The sequence below is a fragment of the Cytobacillus gottheilii genome (assembly GCF_900166665.1).
GTDB classification, from domain to species: Bacteria; Bacillota; Bacilli; order Bacillales; family Cytobacillaceae; genus Cytobacillus; species Cytobacillus gottheilii_A.
Window position 1 is genome coordinate 4,675,453 of the sequence record NZ_LT800494.1, and the last position, 23,208, is coordinate 4,698,660.

General features: G+C 40.6%; 23 protein-coding genes and 1 other annotated feature. All 23 genes read right to left on the reverse strand.

All coding sequences use genetic code 11. The features are described 5' to 3' along the window. Positions 1-15 precede the first annotated feature (15 nt). Positions 16-486, reverse strand: a complete 471-nt coding sequence (rpsG, locus tag B7E07_RS22995) for a 30S ribosomal protein S7 (RefSeq protein ID WP_066441590.1) — start codon at positions 484-486, stop codon at positions 16-18. Between the two features lie 49 nt (positions 487-535). Next, positions 536-958: a 30S ribosomal protein S12 gene (gene rpsL, locus B7E07_RS23000; protein ID WP_066441591.1), complete on the reverse strand. Its 423-nt coding sequence runs from the start codon at positions 956-958 to the stop codon at positions 536-538. 104 nt (positions 959-1,062) lie between these two features. After that, entirely contained in the window at positions 1,063-1,311 is a 249-nt protein-coding gene (locus B7E07_RS23005) for a 50S ribosomal protein L7ae-like protein (protein ID WP_080849347.1), read from the reverse strand. Between the two features lie 153 nt (positions 1,312-1,464). After that, complete coding sequence (gene rpoC / locus B7E07_RS23010) at positions 1,465-5,064, reverse strand: DNA-directed RNA polymerase subunit beta' (RefSeq protein WP_080849044.1); 3,600 nt, start codon at positions 5,062-5,064, stop codon at positions 1,465-1,467. A 98-nt stretch (positions 5,065-5,162) separates the two neighbouring features. Further along, positions 5,163-8,723, reverse strand: coding sequence for a DNA-directed RNA polymerase subunit beta (rpoB, locus tag B7E07_RS23015; RefSeq protein ID WP_066441595.1), 3,561 nt, complete (start codon positions 8,721-8,723; stop codon positions 5,163-5,165). Positions 8,724-9,137: 414 nt separating this feature from the next. After that, positions 9,138-9,740 (reverse strand): class I SAM-dependent methyltransferase, encoded by a 603-nt coding sequence (locus B7E07_RS23020; RefSeq protein WP_080849045.1) that lies wholly within the window; start codon positions 9,738-9,740, stop codon positions 9,138-9,140. Between the two features lie 145 nt (positions 9,741-9,885). Beyond that, positions 9,886-10,251 carry a 50S ribosomal protein L7/L12 gene (gene rplL / locus B7E07_RS23025; RefSeq protein WP_080849046.1) on the reverse strand — a complete coding sequence of 122 codons (366 nt, stop codon included), beginning with the start codon at positions 10,249-10,251 and terminating at the stop codon, positions 9,886-9,888. Between the two features lie 72 nt (positions 10,252-10,323). After that, entirely contained in the window at positions 10,324-10,809 is a 486-nt protein-coding gene (gene rplJ / locus B7E07_RS23030; protein ID WP_080849047.1) for a 50S ribosomal protein L10, read from the reverse strand. 37 nt (positions 10,810-10,846) lie between these two features. Beyond that, positions 10,847-10,989, reverse strand: a sequence feature (ribosomal protein L10 leader region). A 69-nt stretch (positions 10,990-11,058) separates the two neighbouring features. Continuing rightward, the gene (gene rplA / locus B7E07_RS23035; RefSeq protein WP_080849048.1) at positions 11,059-11,757 is read right to left on the reverse strand and encodes a 50S ribosomal protein L1; all 699 of its coding nucleotides are present in this window, start codon (positions 11,755-11,757) and stop codon (positions 11,059-11,061) included. Positions 11,758-11,922: 165 nt separating this feature from the next. Next, positions 11,923-12,348, reverse strand: a complete 426-nt coding sequence (gene rplK, locus B7E07_RS23040; protein WP_009336545.1) for a 50S ribosomal protein L11 — start codon at positions 12,346-12,348, stop codon at positions 11,923-11,925. Positions 12,349-12,621: 273 nt separating this feature from the next. Further along, a complete protein-coding gene (gene nusG / locus B7E07_RS23045; RefSeq protein ID WP_066441609.1) occupies positions 12,622-13,155 on the reverse strand; it encodes a transcription termination/antitermination protein NusG in 534 nt (177 codons plus the stop codon). 219 nt (positions 13,156-13,374) lie between these two features. After that, positions 13,375-13,557, reverse strand: a complete 183-nt coding sequence (gene secE, locus B7E07_RS23050; RefSeq protein ID WP_066441612.1) for a preprotein translocase subunit SecE — start codon at positions 13,555-13,557, stop codon at positions 13,375-13,377. Positions 13,558-13,739: 182 nt separating this feature from the next. Then, complete coding sequence (gene rpmG / locus B7E07_RS23055; protein ID WP_080849049.1) at positions 13,740-13,883, reverse strand: 50S ribosomal protein L33; 144 nt, start codon at positions 13,881-13,883, stop codon at positions 13,740-13,742. 90 nt (positions 13,884-13,973) lie between these two features. Next, the gene (sigH, locus tag B7E07_RS23060) at positions 13,974-14,630 is read right to left on the reverse strand and encodes an RNA polymerase sporulation sigma factor SigH (protein ID WP_066441614.1); all 657 of its coding nucleotides are present in this window, start codon (positions 14,628-14,630) and stop codon (positions 13,974-13,976) included. 70 nt (positions 14,631-14,700) lie between these two features. After that, positions 14,701-15,210: an NYN domain-containing protein gene (locus B7E07_RS23065; protein WP_066441623.1), complete on the reverse strand. Its 510-nt coding sequence runs from the start codon at positions 15,208-15,210 to the stop codon at positions 14,701-14,703. Further along, positions 15,210-15,953 carry a 23S rRNA (guanosine(2251)-2'-O)-methyltransferase RlmB gene (gene rlmB / locus B7E07_RS23070; RefSeq protein ID WP_080849050.1) on the reverse strand — a complete coding sequence of 248 codons (744 nt, stop codon included), beginning with the start codon at positions 15,951-15,953 and terminating at the stop codon, positions 15,210-15,212. The genes B7E07_RS23065 and rlmB overlap by 1 nt, the downstream gene beginning before the upstream one ends. Before the next feature lies 1 nt (position 15,954). Continuing rightward, complete coding sequence (locus B7E07_RS23075; RefSeq protein WP_080849051.1) at positions 15,955-16,374, reverse strand: Mini-ribonuclease 3; 420 nt, start codon at positions 16,372-16,374, stop codon at positions 15,955-15,957. Between the two features lie 4 nt (positions 16,375-16,378). Then, on the reverse strand, positions 16,379-17,782 hold the full coding sequence (gene cysS / locus B7E07_RS23080; RefSeq protein ID WP_080849052.1) for a cysteine--tRNA ligase: 1,404 nt from the start codon (positions 17,780-17,782) through the stop codon (positions 16,379-16,381). Next, on the reverse strand, positions 17,782-18,429 hold the full coding sequence (cysE, locus tag B7E07_RS23085) for a serine O-acetyltransferase (protein WP_066441632.1): 648 nt from the start codon (positions 18,427-18,429) through the stop codon (positions 17,782-17,784). Before cysE ends, cysS begins: the two co-directional genes overlap by 1 nt. Before the next feature lie 494 nt (positions 18,430-18,923). After that, entirely contained in the window at positions 18,924-20,381 is a 1,458-nt protein-coding gene (gltX, locus tag B7E07_RS23090) for a glutamate--tRNA ligase (protein ID WP_080849053.1), read from the reverse strand. Between the two features lie 62 nt (positions 20,382-20,443). Continuing rightward, positions 20,444-20,926 carry a 2-C-methyl-D-erythritol 2,4-cyclodiphosphate synthase gene (gene ispF, locus B7E07_RS23095; protein ID WP_080849054.1) on the reverse strand — a complete coding sequence of 161 codons (483 nt, stop codon included), beginning with the start codon at positions 20,924-20,926 and terminating at the stop codon, positions 20,444-20,446. Between the two features lie 124 nt (positions 20,927-21,050). Further along, positions 21,051-21,749, reverse strand: coding sequence for a 2-C-methyl-D-erythritol 4-phosphate cytidylyltransferase (gene ispD, locus B7E07_RS23100; RefSeq protein WP_080849055.1), 699 nt, complete (start codon positions 21,747-21,749; stop codon positions 21,051-21,053). Positions 21,750-21,979: 230 nt separating this feature from the next. Beyond that, the gene (locus B7E07_RS23105; protein ID WP_080849056.1) at positions 21,980-23,056 is read right to left on the reverse strand and encodes a PIN/TRAM domain-containing protein; all 1,077 of its coding nucleotides are present in this window, start codon (positions 23,054-23,056) and stop codon (positions 21,980-21,982) included. Positions 23,057-23,208 lie beyond the last annotated feature (152 nt).

The window sequence follows — 23,208 nt, forward strand, 5'->3', positions numbered from 1 at the left end:
TTTAATAAGGTTATCTTACCAGCGATAGTGAGCAAACGCTTTGTTTGCTTCAGCCATTTTATGCATATCTTCACGTTTCTTAACAGATGCACCAGTGTTGTTTGCTGCATCAAGGATTTCGTTAGCTAAACGCTCTTCCATTGTTTTTTCACCGCGAAGACGTGAGTAGTTCACTAACCAGCGAAGACCTAAAGTCGTACGGCGGTCAGGACGCACCTCAACTGGTACTTGGTAGTTAGCTCCACCAACACGGCGTGCTCTAACTTCAAGTACAGGCATGATGTTTTTTAACGCTTGATCAAAAACTTCCATTGGCTCTTTGCCAGTGCGTTCTTGAATAGTATCAAATGCAGAATATAGGATCGCTTGCGCTTTCCCTCTCTTACCATCGATCATCATTTTGTTGATTAAACGGCTGATAAGCTTTGAGTTGTAAATCGGATCTGGCAATACGTCTCTTTTTGCTACAGGACCTTTACGTGGCATTTAATTTTCCTCCTTTCAGAAAGGGTTGTATTTTAAATTGTTTGTTTTATTATTTCTTAGCTGCTTTCGGACGCTTAGCACCGTATTTAGAACGGCCTTGCATACGATTGTTAACACCAGCTGTATCTAAAGCACCGCGTACGATGTGGTAACGTACACCCGGTAAGTCTTTTACACGTCCTCCACGGATCAGAACAACGCTGTGTTCTTGAAGGTTGTGTCCAATACCAGGAATATAAGCGTTAACCTCAATTCCGTTTGTTAAACGAACACGTGCATATTTACGTAACGCCGAGTTCGGTTTTTTTGGAGTCATTGTACCAACACGTGTACATACACCGCGTTTTTGTGGTGAAGAAACATTTGTTTGTACTTTTTTGAAGCTGTTGTAACCTTTGTTAAGCGCAGGTGAATTTGACTTCTCCTCTTTCGTTTTACGAGGCTTGCGCACTAATTGGTTAATAGTAGGCATGATTGTTTTCCTCCCTTCATCTTTTCGTGTAAGCCCACACATCCAGGTGGTTCATTTTGAAGCAAAAACAAAGTTCTTGCAGAAGTCTTCCGCAAAAACAGTTTTTAATTAATTATCGCAACAGCAGTTGCTCCAACTTGTATCCCGCATGCTTTTCCGAGCTTTTTCATCGAATCCGCATATTGAATCGGAACAAGTAATTCCTTCGCTGTATTCTCTACTTTTGCCAGTACATGTTGATCAGCATCAGCAGCCAATATAACTTCTTGGACTGTTCCTGTTTTTAGAGCCTTTACTGTTTGCTTTGTTCCTACTACAAAGTTTTTTGCCTGCAATACTTTTTCATAAGACATCATTCATATCCTCCAAAGTATCCAGTTAATAGGAGCACCTTTGCTATATTAGCATCTTTAAAACTTAATGTCAACAAAGATTTCAAACTGGGCAGATAAATATCATTTAAATGCGGTATTTGCTCGAGAAAGCAAATACCGCATTTCTATTAATTATTCAACTGTTACTGCATCTTCAGCAGCTTCGTTGGCAGTATAAGGCTCTGCTGTTCGGTAACGCTGCATGCCTGTTCCGGCTGGTACAAGCTTACCGATGATAACATTTTCCTTCAAGCCAAGCAGCTCATCACGTTTTCCTTTAATTGCAGCATCCGTAAGAACCCTTGTTGTTTCTTGGAAGGATGCAGCAGATAAGAAGGAATCGGTTTCGAGTGAAGCTTTTGTGATTCCAAGCAATACCGGGCGTCCGGTTGCAGGAATTTTCCCTGCAAGAAGAGCTTTTTCGTTTGCATCAGTAAACTGGTGGATATCAAGCAATGTACCTGGAAGCACATCTGTTTCAGCCGCATCAATGACACGTACCTTACGAAGCATTTGACGAACCATAACTTCGATATGCTTATCCCCAATTTCAACCCCTTGCATACGGTAAACTTTCTGTACCTCACGCAGTAAGTATTCTTGAACTGCTGTAACATCTTTGACCTTGATTAACTCTTTCGGGTCAATTGAACCTTCAGTTAATTCTTGACCGCGTTCAACTTGATCGTTGACAGCAACCTTTAAACGCGCTGTGTAAGGCGCATTATATGTGCGTGATTCAACTTCGCCTTGAACGACAATTTCATGCTGGCGGTCGCGGCCTTCATTAATGCCTACGATTACACCATCAATTTCTGAAATAACAGCCTGACCTTTTGGATTACGAGCTTCAAAGATCTCCTGGATACGTGGTAGACCTTGTGTAATGTCGTCTCCCGCAACCCCGCCTGTATGGAATGTACGCATTGTTAACTGCGTACCTGGCTCACCGATGGATTGAGCAGCAATGATACCAACTGCTTCCCCAACCTCAACCTCTTGACCTGTTGCAAGATTACGGCCATAACACTTCTTACATACACCGTGGCGAGTATTACAAGTAAATGCTGAACGGATCCACACAGTTTCAATTCCTGCATCAATAATTTGAACAGCAATGTCTTCTGTAATTAGATCATTCTCAGCTACAATTACTTCTTTTGTTTCAGGATGCTTTACAGTTCTTCTTGCATAACGTCCAATTAAACGTTCGTCAAGAGCTTCAATTACTTCTGTTCCATCCTTTAAGGCTGAAATCTCAAGACCGCGGTCAGTACCACAATCATCATCACGAACGATAACATCTTGAGCAACATCAACAAGACGGCGTGTTAAGTAACCAGAGTCAGCCGTTTTAAGAGCTGTATCGGCAAGACCTTTACGCGCACCGTGAGTGGAGATGAAGTATTCCAATACCGTTAGACCTTCACGGAAACTTGATTTAATTGGAAGTTCAATAATACGTCCAGCCGGGTTGGCCATTAGTCCGCGCATACCAGCAAGCTGTGTAAAGTTAGACGCGTTACCACGGGCTCCGGAATCACTCATCATGAATATCGGGTTCGATTTATCAAGAGATTTCATCAATCTTGATTGAATATCATCCTTCGCAGCACTCCAGATGGAAATAACTCTGTCATAACGCTCATCTTCTGTGATTAAACCACGTCTGAATTGCTTCGTGACATTATCAACCTTTGTTTGTGCTTCTTGGATGATCTGCTCTTTATCACCTAATACTACGATGTCGGATACACCAACTGTAATACCGGCTTTTGTAGAATAGCGGAATCCAAGATTTTTCATACGGTCAAGCATTTTAGATGTTTCAGTAATCTTAAAGCGTTTAAATACTTCCGCAATAATATTACCTAAAATTTTCTTCTTGAACGGATCTACAAGCGGCATTTCCTTGATTGCTGCAGGTACGTCTGTACCAGGATCTACAAAGTACTTCTTAGGCGTTTCTTCTTCTAAGTTAGTTTTTGTAGGCTCATTAATGTATGGGAATGTCTCAGGTAAAATCTCATTAAAGATCAGTTTTCCAACTGTCGTAATTAAAAGCTGGTTGTTTTGCTCTTCTGTAAAGGTTTGATTGTTTAATGAAGAAGCATTAACTGCTACTCTCGTGTGAAGGTGAACATATCCATTTTGGTATGCCAATAGGGCTTCACTCGTATCATTAAAGATCATTCCTTCTCCAACTGCTCCTTCTCTTTCAAGAGTTAAGTAGTAGTTACCTAGCACCATATCCTGAGAAGGTGTTACAACTGGTTTTCCATCTTTCGGATTCAAGATGTTTTGTGCCGCTAGCATTAGAAGTCTTGCTTCAGCTTGAGCTTCTGAAGAAAGCGGAACGTGAACTGCCATTTGGTCTCCGTCAAAGTCAGCGTTATAAGCTGTACATACGAGCGGATGCAAACGGATTGCACGGCCTTCTACAAGTGTTGGCTCAAATGCCTGAATTCCAAGTCTATGCAGAGTAGGGGCACGGTTAAGAAGAACTGGATGTTCTTTAATAACACTTTCTAGTACATCCCAAACTTCCGGCTGCACTCTTTCAATTTTACGTTTTGCCGATTTAATATTATGAGCAAGACCTTTTTCAACCAATTCCTTCATAACAAAAGGCTTAAATAGTTCTAATGCCATTTCTTTTGGTAATCCGCACTGATACATTTTCAAGTTTGGTCCAACAACGATAACGGAACGACCTGAGTAGTCAACACGTTTACCCAGAAGGTTTTGACGGAAACGTCCTTGCTTTCCTTTTAGCATATGTGACAATGATTTCAATGGACGGTTACCCGGTCCAGTAACTGGTCTGCCACGGCGGCCATTGTCGATTAGTGCATCAACCGCTTCCTGAAGCATACGCTTTTCGTTTTGAACGATGATGCTTGGAGCACCAAGGTCTAATAAACGCTTTAAACGATTATTACGGTTGATAACACGACGATAAAGGTCATTTAAGTCAGAAGTAGCGAAACGTCCGCCATCTAACTGTACCATTGGGCGAAGCTCTGGAGGAATAACAGGAAGAACATCAAGAATCATCCAAGAAGGTTCATTACCAGAACCACGGAATGCTTCAATAACTTCTAATCTTTTAATTGCACGTGTACGACGCTGCCCTTGAGCAGTGCGCAGTTCTTCTTTAAGTGTATCAGCCTCTTTGTTCAGGTCGATATCTGAAAGAAGTTTTTTAATGGATTCAGCACCCATTGATGCTTGGAACTTAGTTCCGTATTTTTCACGGTATGCACGGTATTCCTTTTCGGATAACAGCTGCTTTTTCTCAAGTGCTGTATCACCAGAATCTGTCACTACATAGGAAGCGAAGTAAATAACCTCTTCCAAAGCACGTGGTGACATATCTAAAACAAGCCCCATTCTGCTAGGGATCCCTTTGAAGTACCAAATATGAGAAACAGGAGCCGCAAGCTCAATATGACCCATTCTTTCACGACGTACTTTTGCGCGTGTTACTTCAACGCCGCATCGGTCACAAACTACACCTTTGTAACGAACTCGTTTGTATTTTCCGCAATGACATTCCCAGTCTTTTGTAGGACCAAAAATGCGCTCACAGAACAAACCGTCCTTTTCTGGCTTTAATGTACGATAGTTAATCGTTTCAGGTTTTTTTACCTCACCATGTGACCAAGAACGAATCTTGTCAGGTGAAGCTAGACCTATTTTCATATACTCAAAATTATTTACATCTAGCAAGGGGCCTACCTCCCTTTTGATCTCCGGATTTTACCCATTTTGCCTAAATTATTATTGAATGGAGGAGGACATGGTTGCCCTCACTCCGTATGCTTCATTTATTCTTTTGCAGCAACCTTTTCAGATTCTTCATTTGCTGTATCTGGAGCAATTGTAAGGGATTCAGCTTGCTGAATCTCTTCTTCATCCTCAAGGTCTCTCATTTCAATTTCTTCTTCGTCACCAGATAGAATCTTCACATCCATACCTAAGCTTTGAAGTTCTTTGATTAATACTTTAAACGATTCAGGTACACCTGGCTCAGGGACATTTTCACCTTTAACAATCGATTCGTATGTTTTCACACGTCCTACAACATCATCAGATTTAACCGTTAAGATCTCCTGAAGTGTATAGGCTGCACCGTAAGCTTCGAGTGCCCAAACCTCCATCTCACCGAAACGCTGTCCGCCAAATTGAGCTTTACCGCCCAACGGCTGCTGCGTAACTAGAGAGTATGGTCCTGTTGAACGAGCATGGAGCTTATCGTCAACCATGTGCGCAAGTTTAATCATGTACATGACACCTACAGATACACGGTTGTCAAAAGGCTCACCTGAACGGCCGTCGTAAAGAACGGTTTTAGCATCTCTTGCCATCCCAGCTTCTTCAATTGTTTCCCAAACATCTTCCTCGTTTGCTCCATCAAATACTGGAGACGCAACGTGGATGCCTAATGCTCTTGCAGCCATACCAAGATGAAGCTCAAGCACCTGACCGATGTTCATACGAGACGGAACCCCAAGTGGGTTTAACATGATGTCAACAGGTGTTCCGTCCGGAAGGTAAGGCATATCCTCTTCTGGCAAGATTCTGGATATAACCCCTTTGTTTCCGTGACGTCCGGCCATTTTATCTCCTTCAGAAATCTTACGCTTCTGAACAATATAGACGCGAACGAGCTGGTTTACACCTGGAGGCAATTCGTCTCCATCTTCACGATTAAATACTTTTACATCCAATACAATTCCGCCGCCGCCATGTGGCACACGAAGAGATGTATCACGGACTTCACGAGCTTTCTCACCAAAGATCGCATGCAATAGTCTTTCTTCTGCCGTTAGTTCTGTTACCCCTTTAGGAGTTACTTTCCCAACAAGAAGATCACCATCTTTTACTTCTGCACCTGTACGGATAATTCCGCGTTCATCGAGGTTGCGAAGAGCATCTTCCCCAACGTTAGGAATATCTCTTGTAATCTCTTCAGGTCCAAGCTTAGTATCACGAGATTCTGATTCATATTCTTCAATATGAATAGAAGTATATACATCATCTTTTACAAGGCGCTCACTCATAATGATCGCATCCTCGTAGTTATATCCATCCCAAGTCATAAACGCTACAAGAACATTTCGTCCTAATGCTAATTCCCCAAGCTCCATAGAAGGACCGTCAGCAAGGATTTCTCCTTTTGTTACACGGTTTCCAACCGCAACGATTGGACGTTGGTTATAGCAAGTTCCTTGGTTGGAACGGATGAATTTTAACATTCTGTACTTGTCAAGATCGCCTTTTACTTCTTGGCCATCTACTACATTAATGCGGCGCACCCAAACTTCGCGTGCTTCCACGTGCTCAACAATACCTTCGTGTTTACAGATAACAGCAGCACCAGAGTCTTTCCCTGATACATACTCCATTCCTGTTCCTACACGAGGAGCTTCCGGCTGCATAAGAGGAACCGCTTGACGTTGCATGTTCGCTCCCATAAGGGCACGGTTAGAGTCATCGTTTTCAAGGAACGGAATACAAGCTGTTGCGGCAGAAACAACCTGCTTAGGAGATACATCCATGTAATCGATGCGATCTCGGCTTACAACTGTGTTTTCCCCTTTAAAACGAGAAACAACTTCTTCATCTAGGAAAGAGCCGTCTTCGCCTAAAACAGCGTTTGCCTGTGCAACAACATAGTTATCCTCTTCATCAGCTGTTAAATAATCGATTCGGGATGTCACTTTACCTGTATCAGGGTCGATACGGCGGTAAGGTGTTTCAATAAAGCCGAAACGATTTACTTTTGCAAAAGATGATAGAGAGTTGATCAAACCGATGTTCGGACCCTCTGGTGTCTCAATTGGACACATACGGCCGTAGTGAGAGTAGTGAACGTCACGAACTTCAAAGCCTGCACGCTCACGCGTCAAACCACCAGGCCCTAGGGCAGATAAACGGCGTTTATGTGTTAATTCTGCTAATGGGTTTGTCTGATCCATGAACTGGGAAAGCTGAGAGCTTCCGAAGAACTCTTTAATAGATGCAATGACAGGACGAATATTGATTAACTGCTGTGGAGTAATCGTATTTGTATCCTGAATTGACATTCTTTCACGAACCACACGTTCCATTCTGGATAAACCAATACGGAATTGGTTTTGCAGTAATTCTCCAACAGAACGCAGACGTCTGTTTCCTAAGTGATCGATATCATCTGTATCGCCTACACCATGCAGCAGGTTAAAGAAATAACTGATGGAAGCAATAATATCAGAAGGTGAAATGTTCTTCACTGCTTCCTCAACGTATGCATTTCCAATTACGTTAATAGCTTTTTCCCCATCTTCATTAGGTGCATAGATTTTAATAGACTGAAGTTCTACATCATCTGAGATAACTCCACCTAAAAGATTTACAGATTTGAAACCGATGTTCTTTTCAAGGTTAGGCAAGATACGGTCTAACGTACGGCGGTCTAAAGTAGCACCTTTTTCTGCGATAATTTCACCTGTTTCTGGATCAACAAGTGTTTCTGCCAATCTCTGACCAAATAATCTATTTTTTATATGAAGCTTTTTATTAATCTTGTAACGACCAACATTTGCTAAGTCATATCTCTTAGGATCAAAGAATCTTGACAAAAGAAGACTTTTAGCATTTTCAACCGTTGGCGGTTCACCCGGACGGAGACGCTCATAAATTTCTAATAGCGCTTTATCGATTCCTTCCGTGTTATCTTTTTCAAGCGTATTGCGGATATATTCATTATCCCCAATTAAATCAATGATCTCTTGATCAGAGCCGAACCCAAGTGCACGCAAAAGAACCGTAACGGGCAGTTTCCGAGTACGATCTATTCTAACGTATACGACATCTTTGGCATCTGTTTCATACTCAAGCCAAGCGCCGCGGTTCGGAATTACTGTCGCAGTAAAACCTTTCTTTCCATTTTTATCAAGCTTCCCGCTGTAATATACGCTAGGAGAACGCACAAGCTGGGAAACGATGACACGTTCCGCTCCATTAATTACGAACGTACCTGTCTCTGTCATTAACGGGAAATCACCCATAAAGACATCCTGGTCTTTTACTTCGCCTGTTTCTTTGTTTACAAGACGCACTTTAACACGCAGTGGTGCAGAGTATGTAACATCTCGTTCTTTCGATTCCTCAACGGAATATTTTGGTTCGCCAAGGCTGTAATCAATAAATTCAAGCGACAAATTACCAGTAAAGTCTTCAATCGGCGAAATGTCATGAAACATTTCACGTAAACCCTCATCAAGAAACCATTGATAAGAAGAGGTTTGGATTTCGATTAGATTTGGTAATTCTAAAACTTCACTGATTCGCGCGTAACTTCTACGTTGGCGGTGTCGTCCATACTGAACTAGTTGACCTGTCAACTGATTCACCCCTCAAATCAAGCTAATTTATTTAGAAAAGCGCAAGCGCACCTGCATCCGTTCGATACACATTGGTTTCCAGCGACATTGAATGCTGCACGCTGGATCATTGTTTCACGAAAAAAAGAGGCACTGAAGCACTAATCAGTTTCAAAACTTATTCTTCAAAAAACATTATAGCCTGCGTAAAAGTGTCTAATTATGAATAGTACACCTTTTAACCGCAAGCAAGCCGATACTCATAAGACAAAAAGAAAAAGGGTTTTAGTCATAAAACCACATTTCCACAATACGACTATTATTTTATTAGCATTCCCAATAAAACCAAATTTATACAAGAGATGATTAATTTAGTTTAGATCAGAAATATAATATGTTGGCATTTTACAATACTATCATAGCGAAAATGTCAAGTCAATCTTTTTTTGCTTTAATAATAAAATAGCCTTTCTTCTTCACAACCGTTTCTACTTCAGGGAAAAGGTCACTTAATTTCTCTATTGCAGAAGGCGCTCCCTGCTTTTTTTGAATAACGACCCAAAGCTCTCCTTCGGGGAGTAACGCTTCATAACTCTGCTCAAATATTTCATGCACAACTTGCTTCCCTGCACGAATAGGCGGGTTCGTTAAAATAGCAGCAAACTTATTTCCTTTTACCTTTTCAAGGCGATCACTTTCATACACATGAACGTTCTTAATATGATTTAACTCAGCATTTTCCTTTGCAAGACCAAGAGCACGAGTATTCACATCGACCATATGAACAGTCCGAGTACTCAATTTCTTAGCTGCCGACAATCCGATAGGTCCATACCCGCAGCCTACATCCAGAATGTTCCCCTCTATTTGAGGCTCCATAAATGTTTCAATTAGCAGCTTTGAACCAAAGTCAACCTCTGCTTTCGAAAAGACACCATTGTCTGTTTTAAAAACAAAAGAGCTTCCATTCAATGAATAACGCCATGTTTTCGGCTGACTTTCTACCTTTTGAGTTTGGGAATAGTAATGCTCAGACATAATATCACCTCCGGGCGGGGATAAAGTAGAAGATTAATCATACAAATTAAGGACGGAGAGTTCGAAATTACTTCTATAATATAGAAGAAAAAAAGAATGCATAAGTGGAAAAAAACCCGCTTTAACAGCGGGCTTTTTAACATTATTACTTAACTTCTACGCCAGCTCCAACTTCGTCAAGCTTAGCTTTGATTTCTTCAGCTTCTTCTTTAGAAATGCCTTCTTTAAGAGCTTTAGGAGTGTTATCAACAAGTTCTTTCGCTTCTTTAAGACCAAGGCCTGTGATTTCACGAACAACTTTGATAACTTTGATTTTTTGGTCGCCTGCAGAAGCAAGAACCACATCAAATTCAGTTTTCTCTTCAGCAGCACCGCCAGCAGCAGCTCCACCAACCATTGCTACAGGAGCAGCAGCAGTTACACCAAATTCTTCTTCGATTGCTTTTACTAAGTCGTTAAGTTCTAAAACAGTCATATTTTTAACTGCTTCAATGATTTGTTCTTTAGTCATGAGTATGTTTCCTCCTTATATTTGGTTTGAATCTATTAGTTTAACGAGTAATTTAACTTACGCGCCTTGTTCTTATTTTTGATCTGCAACAGCTTTTGCAGCAAGAGCAAGGTTGCGGACTGGAGCTTGAAGTACGCTGAGTAGCATAGAAAGTAAACCTTCGCGGGATGGTAGTTCCGCAAGAGCTTTAATATCTTCTGCTGAAGCAACATTACCTTCAATGACACCTGCTTTGATTTCTAATGCTTCATGCTTTTTCGCGAAATCGTTTAAGATTTTCGCTGGAGCAACAACATCTTCTGTGCTGAACGCTACTGCGTTTGGACCAGTAAGCGATTCGTTTAAACCAGTAAGTTCAGCTGCTTCAGCTGCACGGCGAGTTAAAGAGTTTTTGTACACTTTAAATTCTACGCCAGCTTCACGAAGCTGCTTACGAAGTTCAGTTACTTCTGCAACAGAAAGACCACGGTAGTCAACAACAACTGTTGATAAACTTGCTTTAAATTTATCAGCAATTTCTTCTACGATTTGTTTCTTTTGTTCGATTACGCTGCTCATCCTTACACCTCCTGTAGAATTTCTGCATTTATACCGGCCGGCTTATAAAAAACCTCCATATCCGAAAGAGACATGGAGGTTGTATACAATAGCTAATGTAAGCAATCAATCTATCGTATGACCTCGGCAGGAAATTAAGCTATAAGCACCTGCTGTCTTCGGTACAAATGTTATTTATTTTTCACAACAAAATACATATTACTAAATGTATTATTGTTTGTCAAATCCTTTTTTAACCAAACTCTGTAATTATTTTACTGTTACAGAAGATGGATCTACTTTTACGCCAGGGCCCATTGTAGAAGTAACAGAAACGTTCTTCATGTATGTGCCTTTAGCAGCAGAAGGTTTTACTTTAAGCATAGTATCGAAGATTGTGTTGAAGTTTTCAACTAGCTTTGTATCTTCAAAAGATACTTTACCAATCGGAACGTGGATGTTACCAGCTTTATCAACACGGTATTCAACTTTACCTGCTTTAATTTCATTTACTGCTTTTTCAACGTCAAATGTTACAGTGCCAGTTTTAGGGTTTGGCATTAAGCCTTTAGGTCCTAATACACGCCCAAGCTTACCAACTTCACCCATCATGTCTGGAGTTGCAACGATAACGTCGAACTCAAACCAACCTTGTTGGATTTTGTTGATGAATTCAGAATCGCCAACAAAATCAGCACCAGCAGCTTCTGCTTCTTTTGCTTTTTCACCTTTAGCGAAAACTAAAACGCGTTGTGTTTTACCAGTTCCGTTTGGAAGCACAACTGCTCCACGGATTTGCTGGTCAGCTTTCTTAGGATCTACACCTAAACGGAATGCCACTTCAACAGTTGCATCAAATTTAGCGAAGTTTGTTTTTTTAACAAGCTCGATTGCTTCAACAACCGGGTATGCTTTAGTGTTATCAACAAGCTTTGCAGCTTCGATAAACTTTTTACCTTTTTTAGCCATTTTAAAATTTCCTCCTATATTGTGGTTTTAGCGGAATAACCTCCCACGTGACGAAACAGCTTTCCTGTTAAGAAAGCGTTCGGACAACTCATAAAGCGTCCGCACTAATAAAGGTTGCGCGTGAAACCAAATTCAGCGTCGCAACCTCATCAATTACAGCAGGGATTAGTCTTCGATAACAATACCCATGCTGCGTGCAGTACCTTCAACCATACGCATTGCAGCTTCAACACTTGCAGCGTTTAGATCAGGCATTTTTGTTTCAGCAATCTCGCGTACCTTGTCACGCTTGACTGTTGCTACTTTATTACGGTTTGGTTCACCAGAACCAGACTCAATTCCAGCAGCTTTCTTAAGAAGAACAGCAGCAGGCGGAGTTTTCGTAATAAATGTAAATGAACGGTCTTCAAACACCGTGATTTCAACAGGAATGATTAAGCCAGCCTGTTCAGCTGTACGAGCGTTAAACTCTTTACAGAATCCCATGATATTAACACCGGCTTGACCAAGTGCAGGACCTACCGGCGGTGCTGGATTCGCTTTACCTGCAGGAATTTGCAACTTAACAAGTTTGATTACTTTTTTAGCCACGAGACACACCTCCTTAAAGTCCGTGATGTGGTAATAGGGAATAAACCCTCCCACTCAACTCATATTCTTTATATTAAGATAAAGAACTAACAATTGTCCGGTCTCATTCCGAGACATACTGACCTTTGAAATTCTACCACTTTCCCAAACTGATTTCAAGTTTTTTTGAAAATATATGAAGTTAATCATAAAACCGCCTGCTTAAAGATGCGAAAAGCCCTCGTTCGAATGACCTCCACACCTTCTTCATCTGAGACAGCCGTCTGATTACCCTTAAATTTTTTCGATTTGAGAAAAATCAAGTTCAACAGGCGTGTCACGGCCAAACATGTTCACTAGCACTTTGATTTTCGCTTTATCTTTATCAATCTCTTCAATCGTACCTGTAAAGTTAGCGAAAGGCCCTTCTTGAACTTGTACAGTTTCACCAAGCTCGAAGTTAACATCAACTCGTTTTTCGTCCACACCCATACGCTTGAGGATGACCTGAACTTCTTCCGGCAGAAGAGGGGTTGGTTTTGATCCAGATCCTGCAGAACCTACGAAGCCTGTTACACCTGGCGTATTTCTGACAACATACCATGAGTCATCAGTCATGACGATTTCCACTAGAACATACCCTGGGAATACCTTGCGTTTAACAACCTTCTTTTTCCCGTTTTTAAAATCTGTTTCTTCTTCCTCTGGAACCACAACTCTGAAGATTTTATCTTGCATCCCCATCGATTCGACCCGTTTTTCCAAATTTGCTTTTACTTTATTTTCATAGCCAGAGTACGTATGAACAACATACCAATTCTTTTCCATTCAAGAGGACTTGTTCGTCCTTCCCTCCCTGCAATTTCATAATTTTATTTCACAATCTTCAGCCAGCGATTGTTTACAAACAAGTACATATCTACTTACGCAGATGATGCTGATTCCATCTCTTCGCTTTTCATTTTTTAACCAAATGAAAAAACCCGTTTCCGGGCTTCTGCGAATTTGACCTGTATTATTTTCCATTATACCATGGAATCACAGGGGTTATTCAAGAATTAAACGAATCAATTCGGAAATTCCAAGATCAAGCACAGCGAAAAACACTGAAAAGAACACAACAACTGATAATACAGTAACTGTATACTTTGTAAGTTCTTTGCGTTTTGGCCAGCTGACCTTTTTCATTTCCCGTCCAACTTCACGGAAAAAATTCACGATGCGTTGCATTTCGTAACCCCCAACTTCAAGAGATATATCCTAAAAGCCCACATTAATGTGCTATTTATTCTAAGATCAAATAAGTAACCTTACCGAAAAAAGGCGTAAACAGAGGCTTAGCTGTACTTATCTTTCGAATGACTTGTACTAAAAAAACCATTCTGGCGTAAGCAGCCGCAAATTTTCTACGCTTATTTTGTTTCTCGATGTACTGTATGCGTACTGCATGTGCTGCAAAACTTTTTAAATTCCAGCCGCGTTCCATCTTTGCTCGCAGATGTAGAATAATTTCTTTTTCCGCATTGTGAACACGCTAAAACAGCTTTTTTTTGCATAGTCTCCACCTGCTACACTTTCATTTACGTCTTTAAAACTGTACCACGGGCGACAAATGATGTCAATAACTGCAAAATTCTAAATTATATTTACAGAGAAAACTCTCGAACTTCCAAATATCGCTCAAGCTTGCGCTTTACTCGCTGCAGCGCATTATCAATCGATTTCACATGACGATTAAGTTCTTCGGAAATCTCCTGGTATGATTGCCCGTCCAAATATAGAGCAAGGACTTTTCGTTCCAGGTCACTCAGCAGCTCGGACATTTTTACTTCAATTTGGTCAAATTCCTCCTGGTTGATGATCAGTTCCTCTGGATCCATCACCTTTGCACCAGAAATGACATCCATCAGCGTTCTGTCTGACTCCTCATCATAAATAGGCTTGTCCAAAGATACATATGAGTTTAAAGGGATATGCTTTTGCCGTGTGGCTGTTTTGATGGCGGTAATAATTTGTCTGGTAATGCATAATTCTGCAAAGGCTTTAAAAGAAGATAACTTGTCGCCTTTATAGTCGCGGATCGCTTTATAAAGACCAATCATGCCTTCCTGTACAATATCTTCCTTATCTGCACCAATCAAAAAATAGGACCTTGCCTTTGCTCTTACAAAGTTGCGATACTTATGAATCAAGTAATCTAACGCTTGACTCTCACCCTTATGCACCAATTCAATCAGCTCTTCATCCTCAAGCTCCAAAAAGGCAATGTTGTTATCATCATTCGTCTTGAAGTCAGTACTCACTAAGATCCCTCCGACCGTACAAGCATGGATAGAAATATTATACAGTACATTTTTTTCAAGCGTCAACCGCTCATTCCTTCCCTCGGCGCCATTTTTCAAAAATTTCTGCCACTTCATCCGGGAGAGCAATTTTAGAAGACGGTCTTTTCTCTTGGATTTTTTTGACCTTTTTTTGAATTTTACCTTCAATGACATTCATCTCATTGAGCAGCTCGCGGGCTGACTTCCGTAAAGCGCCTTGGCCAAAAATCACCCATTGCTCCGTATAATCAGAAGTAGCCACATGAATTTGCGTCCGGATGTTATTCAGGTCACTCGCAAGCTTTTCAATTCGTTCATCTGCCGACTCGTTATTCCGCGTAAAAATAACTTCCACTTTATAGTTTTTATACTTTTTTTCCGTTCCTTTTACAAAATGCGCGTCAAACACAATAATGACCCGAAACCCAGTATACCCTTGATATTCAGCCATTTTTTCCACTAGCCTGTCCCTGGCCGAAGCTAAATCCTTCTTTTTAAGCTCATCCAGCTCTGGCCAGGCGCCAATTATGTTATAGCCGTCTACAATCAAAATATCCATTATCGTACATCAGGATTACGTTTCCTGTATACCTCATACATAAGCAGTGCTGCAGCAACAGATGCATTCAAAGATGTTACATGTCCAGCCATCGGTAAACTCAGCAAAAAGTCACATTTGTCTTTAATCAGCCTGCCCATTCCCTTTCCTTCACTGCCGATTACTAAACCCAGCGGCATAGTTCCATCAAATTGTCTGTAGTCTTGCTTACCGGATGCGTCTGTTCCTGCAATCCATACACCACGTTCTTTTAATTCATCGATTGTTCTGGCCATATTGGTCACCCGTGCAACCGGTATATGCTCAATGGCACCAGTGGATGCTTTCGCTACAGTTGCCGTCAGTCCTACGGCTCTTCGTTTTGGAATGATAATACCATGCGCTCCTGCAGCATCAGCTGTCCGCATAATCGATCCAAGATTATGAGGGTCTTCGATTTCATCAAGCAGCAGGAAGAAAGGATCTTCATTTCTTTCTTCAGCACGAGCAAAAAGCTCGTCCACCTCTGCATACTGATAAGCTGCTACTGCCGCTACAACTCCTTGATGTGTTCCTTCAACAAGCTGATCCAGCTTTTTTTTCGGTACAAATTGAACAAGCACGCCATTTGTTTTTGCTAAACCGATTACTTGCTGCATCTGGCCGCTTTGGGAACCTTCAGCTATAAAAATTTTATTAATATCCCGATCCGATTTTAACGCTTCTATAACCGGGTTTTTACCAATGATAAAATCCTGACTCATTCTATTTGCCTCCTTCCTTTAGTTCGACGGAGCGGAATGCGGCTTGTATTAATTCCTCAAGCCGCTGCTCTCTGTCTGCTAAATATAAATAACCGACCAACGCTTCAAACGCTGTACTGTAGCGATAGGTTTGGACGTCCGTGTTTTTAGGAATGGTTCCTGACTTAGCGTTCCTGCCTCTTCTCACAACTGCTTCCTCTTCCTCCGAAAGCAGACCTTCATTTAGAAAACCATGTATAACATGGGCTTGAGCCTTTGCTGACACATATCGTGTACCTTCTTTATGAAGCTGATGCGGTCTTACTTTTCCGCTTTGCAAAAGATGCCTTCGTACATATATCTCATAAACAGCATCTCCCATATAGGCAAGCGCAAGACTATTTAATTGTTTTTCATCTAATTTTTCACTGTAGCTGAGCATTTGTTCAGCCTCTCTTCCATCTGGTCCCTTGAGCTGTATCCTCAAGAATGATATTCATTTCCTTTAGCTTGTCGCGAATATCGTCTGCCAGCTGGAAGTTACGGTCTTTTCTTGCTTGAATTCTCTGCTCCAGCAATTGTTCAATTTCCTCATCAAGCAGTTCTTCTTGTTCTTTTTCAAGTGAAAGGCCTAAAACGGAGAATAAATCTTCAAACTCCTTTAAAAATGCATCAATAACAGCTGCAGAAGTGTTTTTCTCCATCAGATAGTAGTTAGCAAGCTTAGAAAGTTCAAATAGAACAGAAATAGCATTTGCAGTATTAAAATCATCGTCCATTGCAGTAATGAATTCTTCATGATGCTGACTGATCTTTTGCAGCCATTCTTCATTATGATCTGTCAGTTCCGCACTTGCCTGTTTGCGGTGCTTTAAGTTTTCATACGAAGTACGGATGCGCTCTAATCCAACTCTTGTGTTTTCGAGAAGTTCATCGTTGTAATTAATAGGATTACGGTAGTGAACAGAAAGCATAAAAAATCTTAATACTTGCGGGTCATGCTTCTTAATAATATCGTGCACAAGGACAAAGTTACCTAATGACTTCGACATCTTTTCATTATCAATATTAATATAGCCATTATGCATCCAGTAGCGTGCGAAGGTTTTTCCTGTTAAAGCCTCCGATTGAGCGATTTCATTCTCATGATGCGGGAATGAAAGATCTTGGCCGCCAGCATGAATATCAATCGTATCTCCCAGGTATTTTTTCGCCATTGCCGAGCACTCGATATGCCAGCCTGGACGTCCTTGGCCCCAAGGACTATCCCACTTGATTTCGCCTTCTTTGGCTGATTTCCACAATACAAAATCCAGTGCATCTTGCTTCTTTTCTCCAATTGCAATCCGAGCACCAACTCGAAGTTCATCTATAGACTGATGTGAAAGCTTTCCATACCCATCAAATTTTCGCGTATGGAAGTATACATCTCCTTCTGATTCATATGCATAGCCCTTATCAATTAGCGTTTGAATAAACTCAATGATAATATCCATGCTTTCAGTTACACGCGGATGAACATCTGCACGTTTGCATCCTAGAGCTGTTACATCTTCAAAATAAGCATCAATAAAACGCTCCGCAATTTGCGGCACTTCTTCGCCCAATTCTTTCGCTGTACGAATTAACTTATCGTCAACATCTGTGAAATTTGAAACATAGTGTACATCGTAGCCTCTATATGTTAAATAATTTCTCACTGTATCAAATACAATTGGCGGACGGGCGTTCCCTATATGAATATAGTTATAAACCGTTGGTCCGCATACATACATTTTCACTTTCCCTTCCTCTAAAGGAATAAACGGTTCTTTTTTTCTTGTCAATGTATTATAAAGCTGAATAGCCATTATACTTTGCTCCTTTCTTTCTTTAACAACTCTAATTCATTTTTTAAGGCTAAAAGTTCCTCATCTATTTCTTTCATTCGATCAAAAAGCGGATCCGGCAAATCCGTGTGATTTAAATCCTTGATCTTCACACCATCCTGCACCTTCACTCGTCCCGGAATCCCAACCACTGTTGAATTAGGAGGAACATCGTGAAGCACCACTGAGCCAGCGCCGATTTTTGCATTTTCCCCTATCGTAATCGAGCCCAGTACTTTAGCTCCTGTCGCAATAAGGGCATTATCCAAAATAGTTGGATGCCGCTTTCCTTTTTCCTTGCCTGTTCCGCCTAATGTTACTCCTTGGAAAACTGTGACATTATCTCCAATTTCACATGTTTCTCCAATAACAACTCCCATCCCATGATCAATAAAGAATTTCCTCCCTATTTTTGCACCAGGATGAATTTCAATTCCGGTGAAGAACCGGCTGAGCTGTGAAATCATTCTTGCCAGGAAATAAAATCGCTTTTTGTAAAACTTATGAGCAAGTCTGTGTGCCCAAACAGCATGCAAACCAGAATACGTTAAGATGACCTCCAAACTGCTTCGTGCAGCGGGATCTTGTTCAAAAACCACTCCAATGTCCTCTTTCATTCGCTTAAACATAAACACCCCTCCTCTGGGCGATTTGCTTTTCTCGAATAGTATTTTCCGGGAAATATTATCCGTGTGTCTTGGAATATTGCGCGTGTAAATCAGGAAACTGAATACTGCTGCCATTTGCTAATGAGTAAAAGACAAACATGGAAAACTCCTCCGCTATCATTCCCTTACCTTTGATCAAAATAAAAAACGCCCCTGTCAAATGACAGAGACGTTTTACCCGCGGTTCCACTCTGTTTAGACTAATCGTTTGAACGATCATGCCTCAACTTTAGCCTAATAACGGATAGGTTCCGCCTATATCTACAGCACTCTTTTCTAAAGAGTTATCTTATCGTTCGATACAGGGCTCAGAGGGGCACTTCAAAAAATGAGAGGCCTGAACCACTTTCAGCCGGTGATGGTTCTCTCTAAAAAGCTTCATTTCCCTACTTTTCCTCTTCCACGCTTTAAATTATTTTTAATTATATTTACTATATTACATTTTTCCCAATATGTTAACCTAAAATGCTCATGATTCTGGTTTTTACTTTTTCTTTACCTAAAAGCTCAATGGCCTGCGGCAGATCCGGACCATGTGTCTGGCCTGTTGTTGCAGAACGTATCGGCATAAATAAGTTTTTCCCTTTTTGTCCTGTCTGCTTTTGTACAGCCTTCATTGCTGCTTTAATTCCATCAGCAGCAAACGGCTCAAGCTTTTCAATTTCAACTAAGAATGCATTTAACACTTCCGGCACCTGTTCGCCAGAAAGCACTTCTTTTGCTTCGTCTTCTATATTCATTTCCTCGGTAAAAAACAGTTCAGACATTTCGACGATCTCAGCACCGAAGCTCATTTTTTCCTGGTACAAAGCAATGAGTTTTCGCACCCACTCTTGTTTTTCAGGTGATAGCTGTTCCTCTACTTTTCCGGTTTTCACTAGATGCGGCAGAGAAAGGCTGACAAGTCGATCCAGATCAATCTTTTTCATATACTGATTGTTCAGCCATGTTAATTTTTGTTTATCAAACAGTGCTGGGGATTTAGAAAGACGGCTTGCGTCAAATAAATCAATAAATTGTTCTTTACTATAGATTTCTTCTTCTCCAGCAGGCGACCAGCCAAGCAGTGCAATAAAGTTAAAGAGAGCTTCCGGTAAATAGCCAAGCTCTTCATATTGCTCAATAAATTGAATGATGGACTCATCCCGCTTGCTTAATTTTTTTCGGCTTTCATTGACAATTAAAGTCATATGACCAAAAACAGGAGGCTCCCAGCCTAAAGCTTCATAAATCATTAATTGCTTTGGTGTGTTTGAAATATGATCATCTCCGCGTAGAACATGTGAGATGGCCATTAGATGATCATCGACAGCTACTGCAAAATTATATGTTGGAGTCCCATCCTTTTTCACAATTACATGATCACCAATGCCGTCTGATTCAAACGATACCTGTCCTTTTACCATGTCATCAAAAGAGTATACAACCCCTTTTGGGACAAGGAATCGGATGCTCGGCTTTCTGCCTTCTGCTTCTAATGCTGCTCTTTGTTCATCCGTTAAATTGCGGCACTTTCCAGAGTAAATTGGATTTTCACCTTTTGCCATCTGTGCTTCGCGTTCTGCTTCCAGCTCTTCTTCTGTGCAGTAGCATTTATAAGCATGACCCTTCTCCAGCAATTCTTGTGCATATTTTTGATAAAGGTCATTTCTTTCAGATTGACGATAAGGACCATACTCTCCTTCTTTATCTACACTTTCATCCCAATCGATTCCAAGCCAATTTAGATATTTAAGCTGGCTCTCTTCTCCGCCTTCGATATTGCGCTTCTTATCAGTATCCTCAATGCGGATAATAAATTTTCCGCCTTGCCTGCGTGCAAATAAATAATTGAATAAAGCTGTACGTGCATTTCCAATATGTAAATGTCCAGTTGGACTTGGTGCATAACGGACACGGATATTATTTGACATCATAGTGCCTCCTTATTTTTTCGCTTCATTTTTCGTAATTTCTCTAAGCTGCTAATGCTGCATTAGCTTTCGCGCTTTTTTAATAACACAACCGCCTGGGAAACAATCCCTTCACCTCTGCCAGGAAAACCAAGCTTTTCAGTTGTTGTTGCTTTCACATTAATGTTCTCAATTTCTGTCTCTAACAAAAATGCAATTCTTTCTCTCATTTTATCAATATGCGGCGCCATCTTCGGCATCTGAGCAATGATCGTACAATCTGCATTAACAAGCTCATAACCTTTTTCTTTAACCAATGCCCACACATGCTGCAGAAGTTTGGCAGAGTCAGCATCCTTAAATTCAGGATCTGTATCAGGAAAATGTTTTCCGATGTCCCCAGCTGCAATTGCACCTAAACAGGCATCGGCTACTGTATGCAATAGCACATCGGCATCCGAATGTCCTAATAACCCTTTTTCATATGGTATCTCAATCCCGCCGATGATAAGAGGTCTTCCCTCTGTCAGCTGATGTACATCAAATCCTTGTCCAATACGAAACATTCCATTCAACTCCTTTTTAGAAATATCCTTAAGATGTATGATGCTAATCCTCTGTTTCTATACAATTGAAAGGCTTTGGCAAAACCTCTGTTTGAACAAGAGGGCTAAGCGTAAAACCAAACATTTACTTTTTCTTTTTACCTTGCTCTCTTTTATTCATAATCGCTTCAGCAAAGTACAGATCTTCGGGTGTCGTCAGCTTTATGTTGTCATAGCTGCCTTCAACAATTTTTATATCTCCGTTTATTCGTTCTACCAGACTTGCATCATCTGTTCCTACATAACTTTCTCTTACAGCTCGTTCATGAGCATCAAACAGCATAGTCAGGCGGAATGCTTGAGGAGTTTGCACAGACCATAGAGTTGCCCGCTCAATCGTTTCTGAGACCAAGCCTTCATTTGCCTTTTTAACGGTATCCTTCATAGGCACAGCTAAAATAGAGGCACCTGTTTCTTCTGCTGCCTCTACCAGGCGGCTTATGGCGTCTATTTCAACAAACGGCCTTGCTGCATCATGCACTAAAACAATGCCTTCTCCAACTAGTTCCTTCACCACATGATACACGCTATGCTGGCGCTCTTTTCCGCCATGGATTAGAGACGCAACTTTTTTTATCTCATATTTTTGCAGGAGCTTTCTCATTTCCCCTTCATCGTCTGGATGGATTGCAAGATGTACCGCTCCACAATTTGGATCTTGTTCAAACACCTTTAATGTATGTATAAGCACAGGGACTTCCCGAAGCTCGAGCAGCAGCTTGTTTTTCCCAGCTTCCATTCTTTTTCCTTGCCCGGCTGCAGGAATGATCACTTCATAACCCATTGTAATCTCCTATCCATTTGGTCAATATCTACCTTTTATAACATCATCATTCTATCAGATATTCAATTCACTAGAAAGAGAGCAAAACAGCAATCAATCATAATTTACTGTTTATCCATTGATTCCTCTTACACTTTAAGGATCTTTTCTAGTAACTCTTTGTAAAAAACCGTTTATCATCGCACAATTTGAAAAGAGCTGTTAGCAAAACAGCTCTATCAATCACTTTATTATAATGCTTTTTCTAATAGTTTGGGTTTAGCAAAAATCATTCTTCCCGCAGAAGTTTGCAGAACGCTGGTAACAAGAACATCGATATGTTTACCGATATAATTTCGTCCCTCTTCTACGACAATCATCGTTCCATCATCTAAATAAGCAATTCCCTGGTTTTGCTCCTTGCCATCTTTAATGACTTGGACTTTCATCTCTTCTCCTGGAAGAACAACTGGTTTTACAGCGTTTGCAAGATCATTTATATTAAGAACCGCTACCTGCTGTAATTCACAAACTTTATTTAAATTAAAGTCATTTGTGACAACAACACCATTAGATATTTTAGCTAGTTTAACAAGCTTACTGTCCACCTCTTGAATTTCTTCAAAATCACCTTCATATATTTCTACCTTTATGGAAAGTTCTTTTTGGATACGGTTAAGGATATCTAAACCGCGGCGTCCTCTATTTCGTTTGAGTACATCAGAAGAATCTGCAATATGCTGCAGCTCCTCGAGAACAAATTGCGGGATCACAATTGTTCCTTCCAAAAAGCCTGTCTGGCAGATATCTGCAATTCGACCATCAATAATGACACTTGTATCTAGAATTTTCAGCGTTTTAGGGGCTGTTTTTTCAGTTTCCTCTTCAGCCGCTTTCTTTTTCTTACTTGTAAAGAGTGTTAATAGTTCATCCCGCTTCTTAAAGCCTACCTGAAAGCCCAGATATCCAAATAGCAGTGTTAATACAATCGGTGCAACTGTATTTATGATAGGAAACTCTGAGAGCGCAAAACCAATAAGAAACGCAATCACAAGCCCAAATACTAGTCCAACACTTCCAAAAATAATATCAGTAATGGGAACCTTAACGAGCGATTCCTCTGTCCAGCGCACAAAGTTGACAACATAATCAACCGCCCAAAAAGTAATAAGATAAAATATAATGGCACCTAACACACCGGATATATATGGATTATTTAACCAAGAAACCCCGTCTAAGGCAACAAACGATAATAATTGAGGAATTAAAAAGATTCCAAGCGCGACCCCAGTAATAAGGAAGCATGCCTGTACAATACGTTTTAACATTCCCTCACCTCCTTTTAATCATTATAAACAATTTTTTCAAATCGAAACCTTCTATTACAGATAATTTTATTTTTGTAACACAAATGTTATTCTACAAAACCAATCCACATAAGGCATTTTCCAGTTGATAAGGTATATCAATAGGTTAGCAT

Coding starts and splice junctions, on each gene's coding strand:
- rpsG (WP_066441590.1), bottom strand. CDS start 486: ATGCCACGTAAAGGTCCTGTAGCAAAAAGAGACGTATTGCCAGATCCG.
- rpsL (WP_066441591.1), bottom strand. CDS start 958: ATGCCTACTATTAACCAATTAGTGCGCAAGCCTCGTAAAACGAAAGAG.
- B7E07_RS23005 (WP_080849347.1), bottom strand. CDS start 1,311: ATGTCTTATGAAAAAGTATTGCAGGCAAAAAACTTTGTAGTAGGAACA.
- B7E07_RS23020 (WP_080849045.1), bottom strand. CDS start 9,740: ATGTCTGAGCATTACTATTCCCAAACTCAAAAGGTAGAAAGTCAGCCG.
- rplL (WP_080849046.1), bottom strand. CDS start 10,251: ATGACTAAAGAACAAATCATTGAAGCAGTTAAAAATATGACTGTTTTA.
- rplJ (WP_080849047.1), bottom strand. CDS start 10,809: ATGAGCAGCGTAATCGAACAAAAGAAACAAATCGTAGAAGAAATTGCT.
- rplA (WP_080849048.1), bottom strand. CDS start 11,757: ATGGCTAAAAAAGGTAAAAAGTTTATCGAAGCTGCAAAGCTTGTTGAT.
- nusG (WP_066441609.1), bottom strand. CDS start 13,155: ATGGAAAAGAATTGGTATGTTGTTCATACGTACTCTGGCTATGAAAAT.
- secE (WP_066441612.1), bottom strand. CDS start 13,557: ATGCAACGCATCGTGAATTTTTTCCGTGAAGTTGGACGGGAAATGAAA.
- rpmG (WP_080849049.1), bottom strand. CDS start 13,883: ATGCAAAAAAAAGCTGTTTTAGCGTGTTCACAATGCGGAAAAAGAAAT.
- B7E07_RS23065 (WP_066441623.1), bottom strand. CDS start 15,210: ATGGATATTTTGATTGTAGACGGCTATAACATAATTGGCGCCTGGCCA.
- rlmB (WP_080849050.1), bottom strand. CDS start 15,953: ATGAGTCAGGATTTTATCATTGGTAAAAACCCGGTTATAGAAGCGTTA.
- B7E07_RS23075 (WP_080849051.1), bottom strand. CDS start 16,374: ATGCTCAGCTACAGTGAAAAATTAGATGAAAAACAATTAAATAGTCTT.
- cysS (WP_080849052.1), bottom strand. CDS start 17,782: ATGGCTATTCAGCTTTATAATACATTGACAAGAAAAAAAGAACCGTTT.
- cysE (WP_066441632.1), bottom strand. CDS start 18,429: ATGTTTAAGCGAATGAAAGAGGACATTGGAGTGGTTTTTGAACAAGAT.
- gltX (WP_080849053.1), bottom strand. CDS start 20,381: ATGTCAAATAATATCCGTGTCCGTTATGCACCAAGTCCAACTGGACAT.
- ispF (WP_080849054.1), bottom strand. CDS start 20,926: ATGTTTCGTATTGGACAAGGATTTGATGTACATCAGCTGACAGAGGGA.
- ispD (WP_080849055.1), bottom strand. CDS start 21,749: ATGGGTTATGAAGTGATCATTCCTGCAGCCGGGCAAGGAAAAAGAATG.
- B7E07_RS23105 (WP_080849056.1), bottom strand. CDS start 23,056: ATGTTAAAACGTATTGTACAGGCATGCTTCCTTATTACTGGGGTCGCG.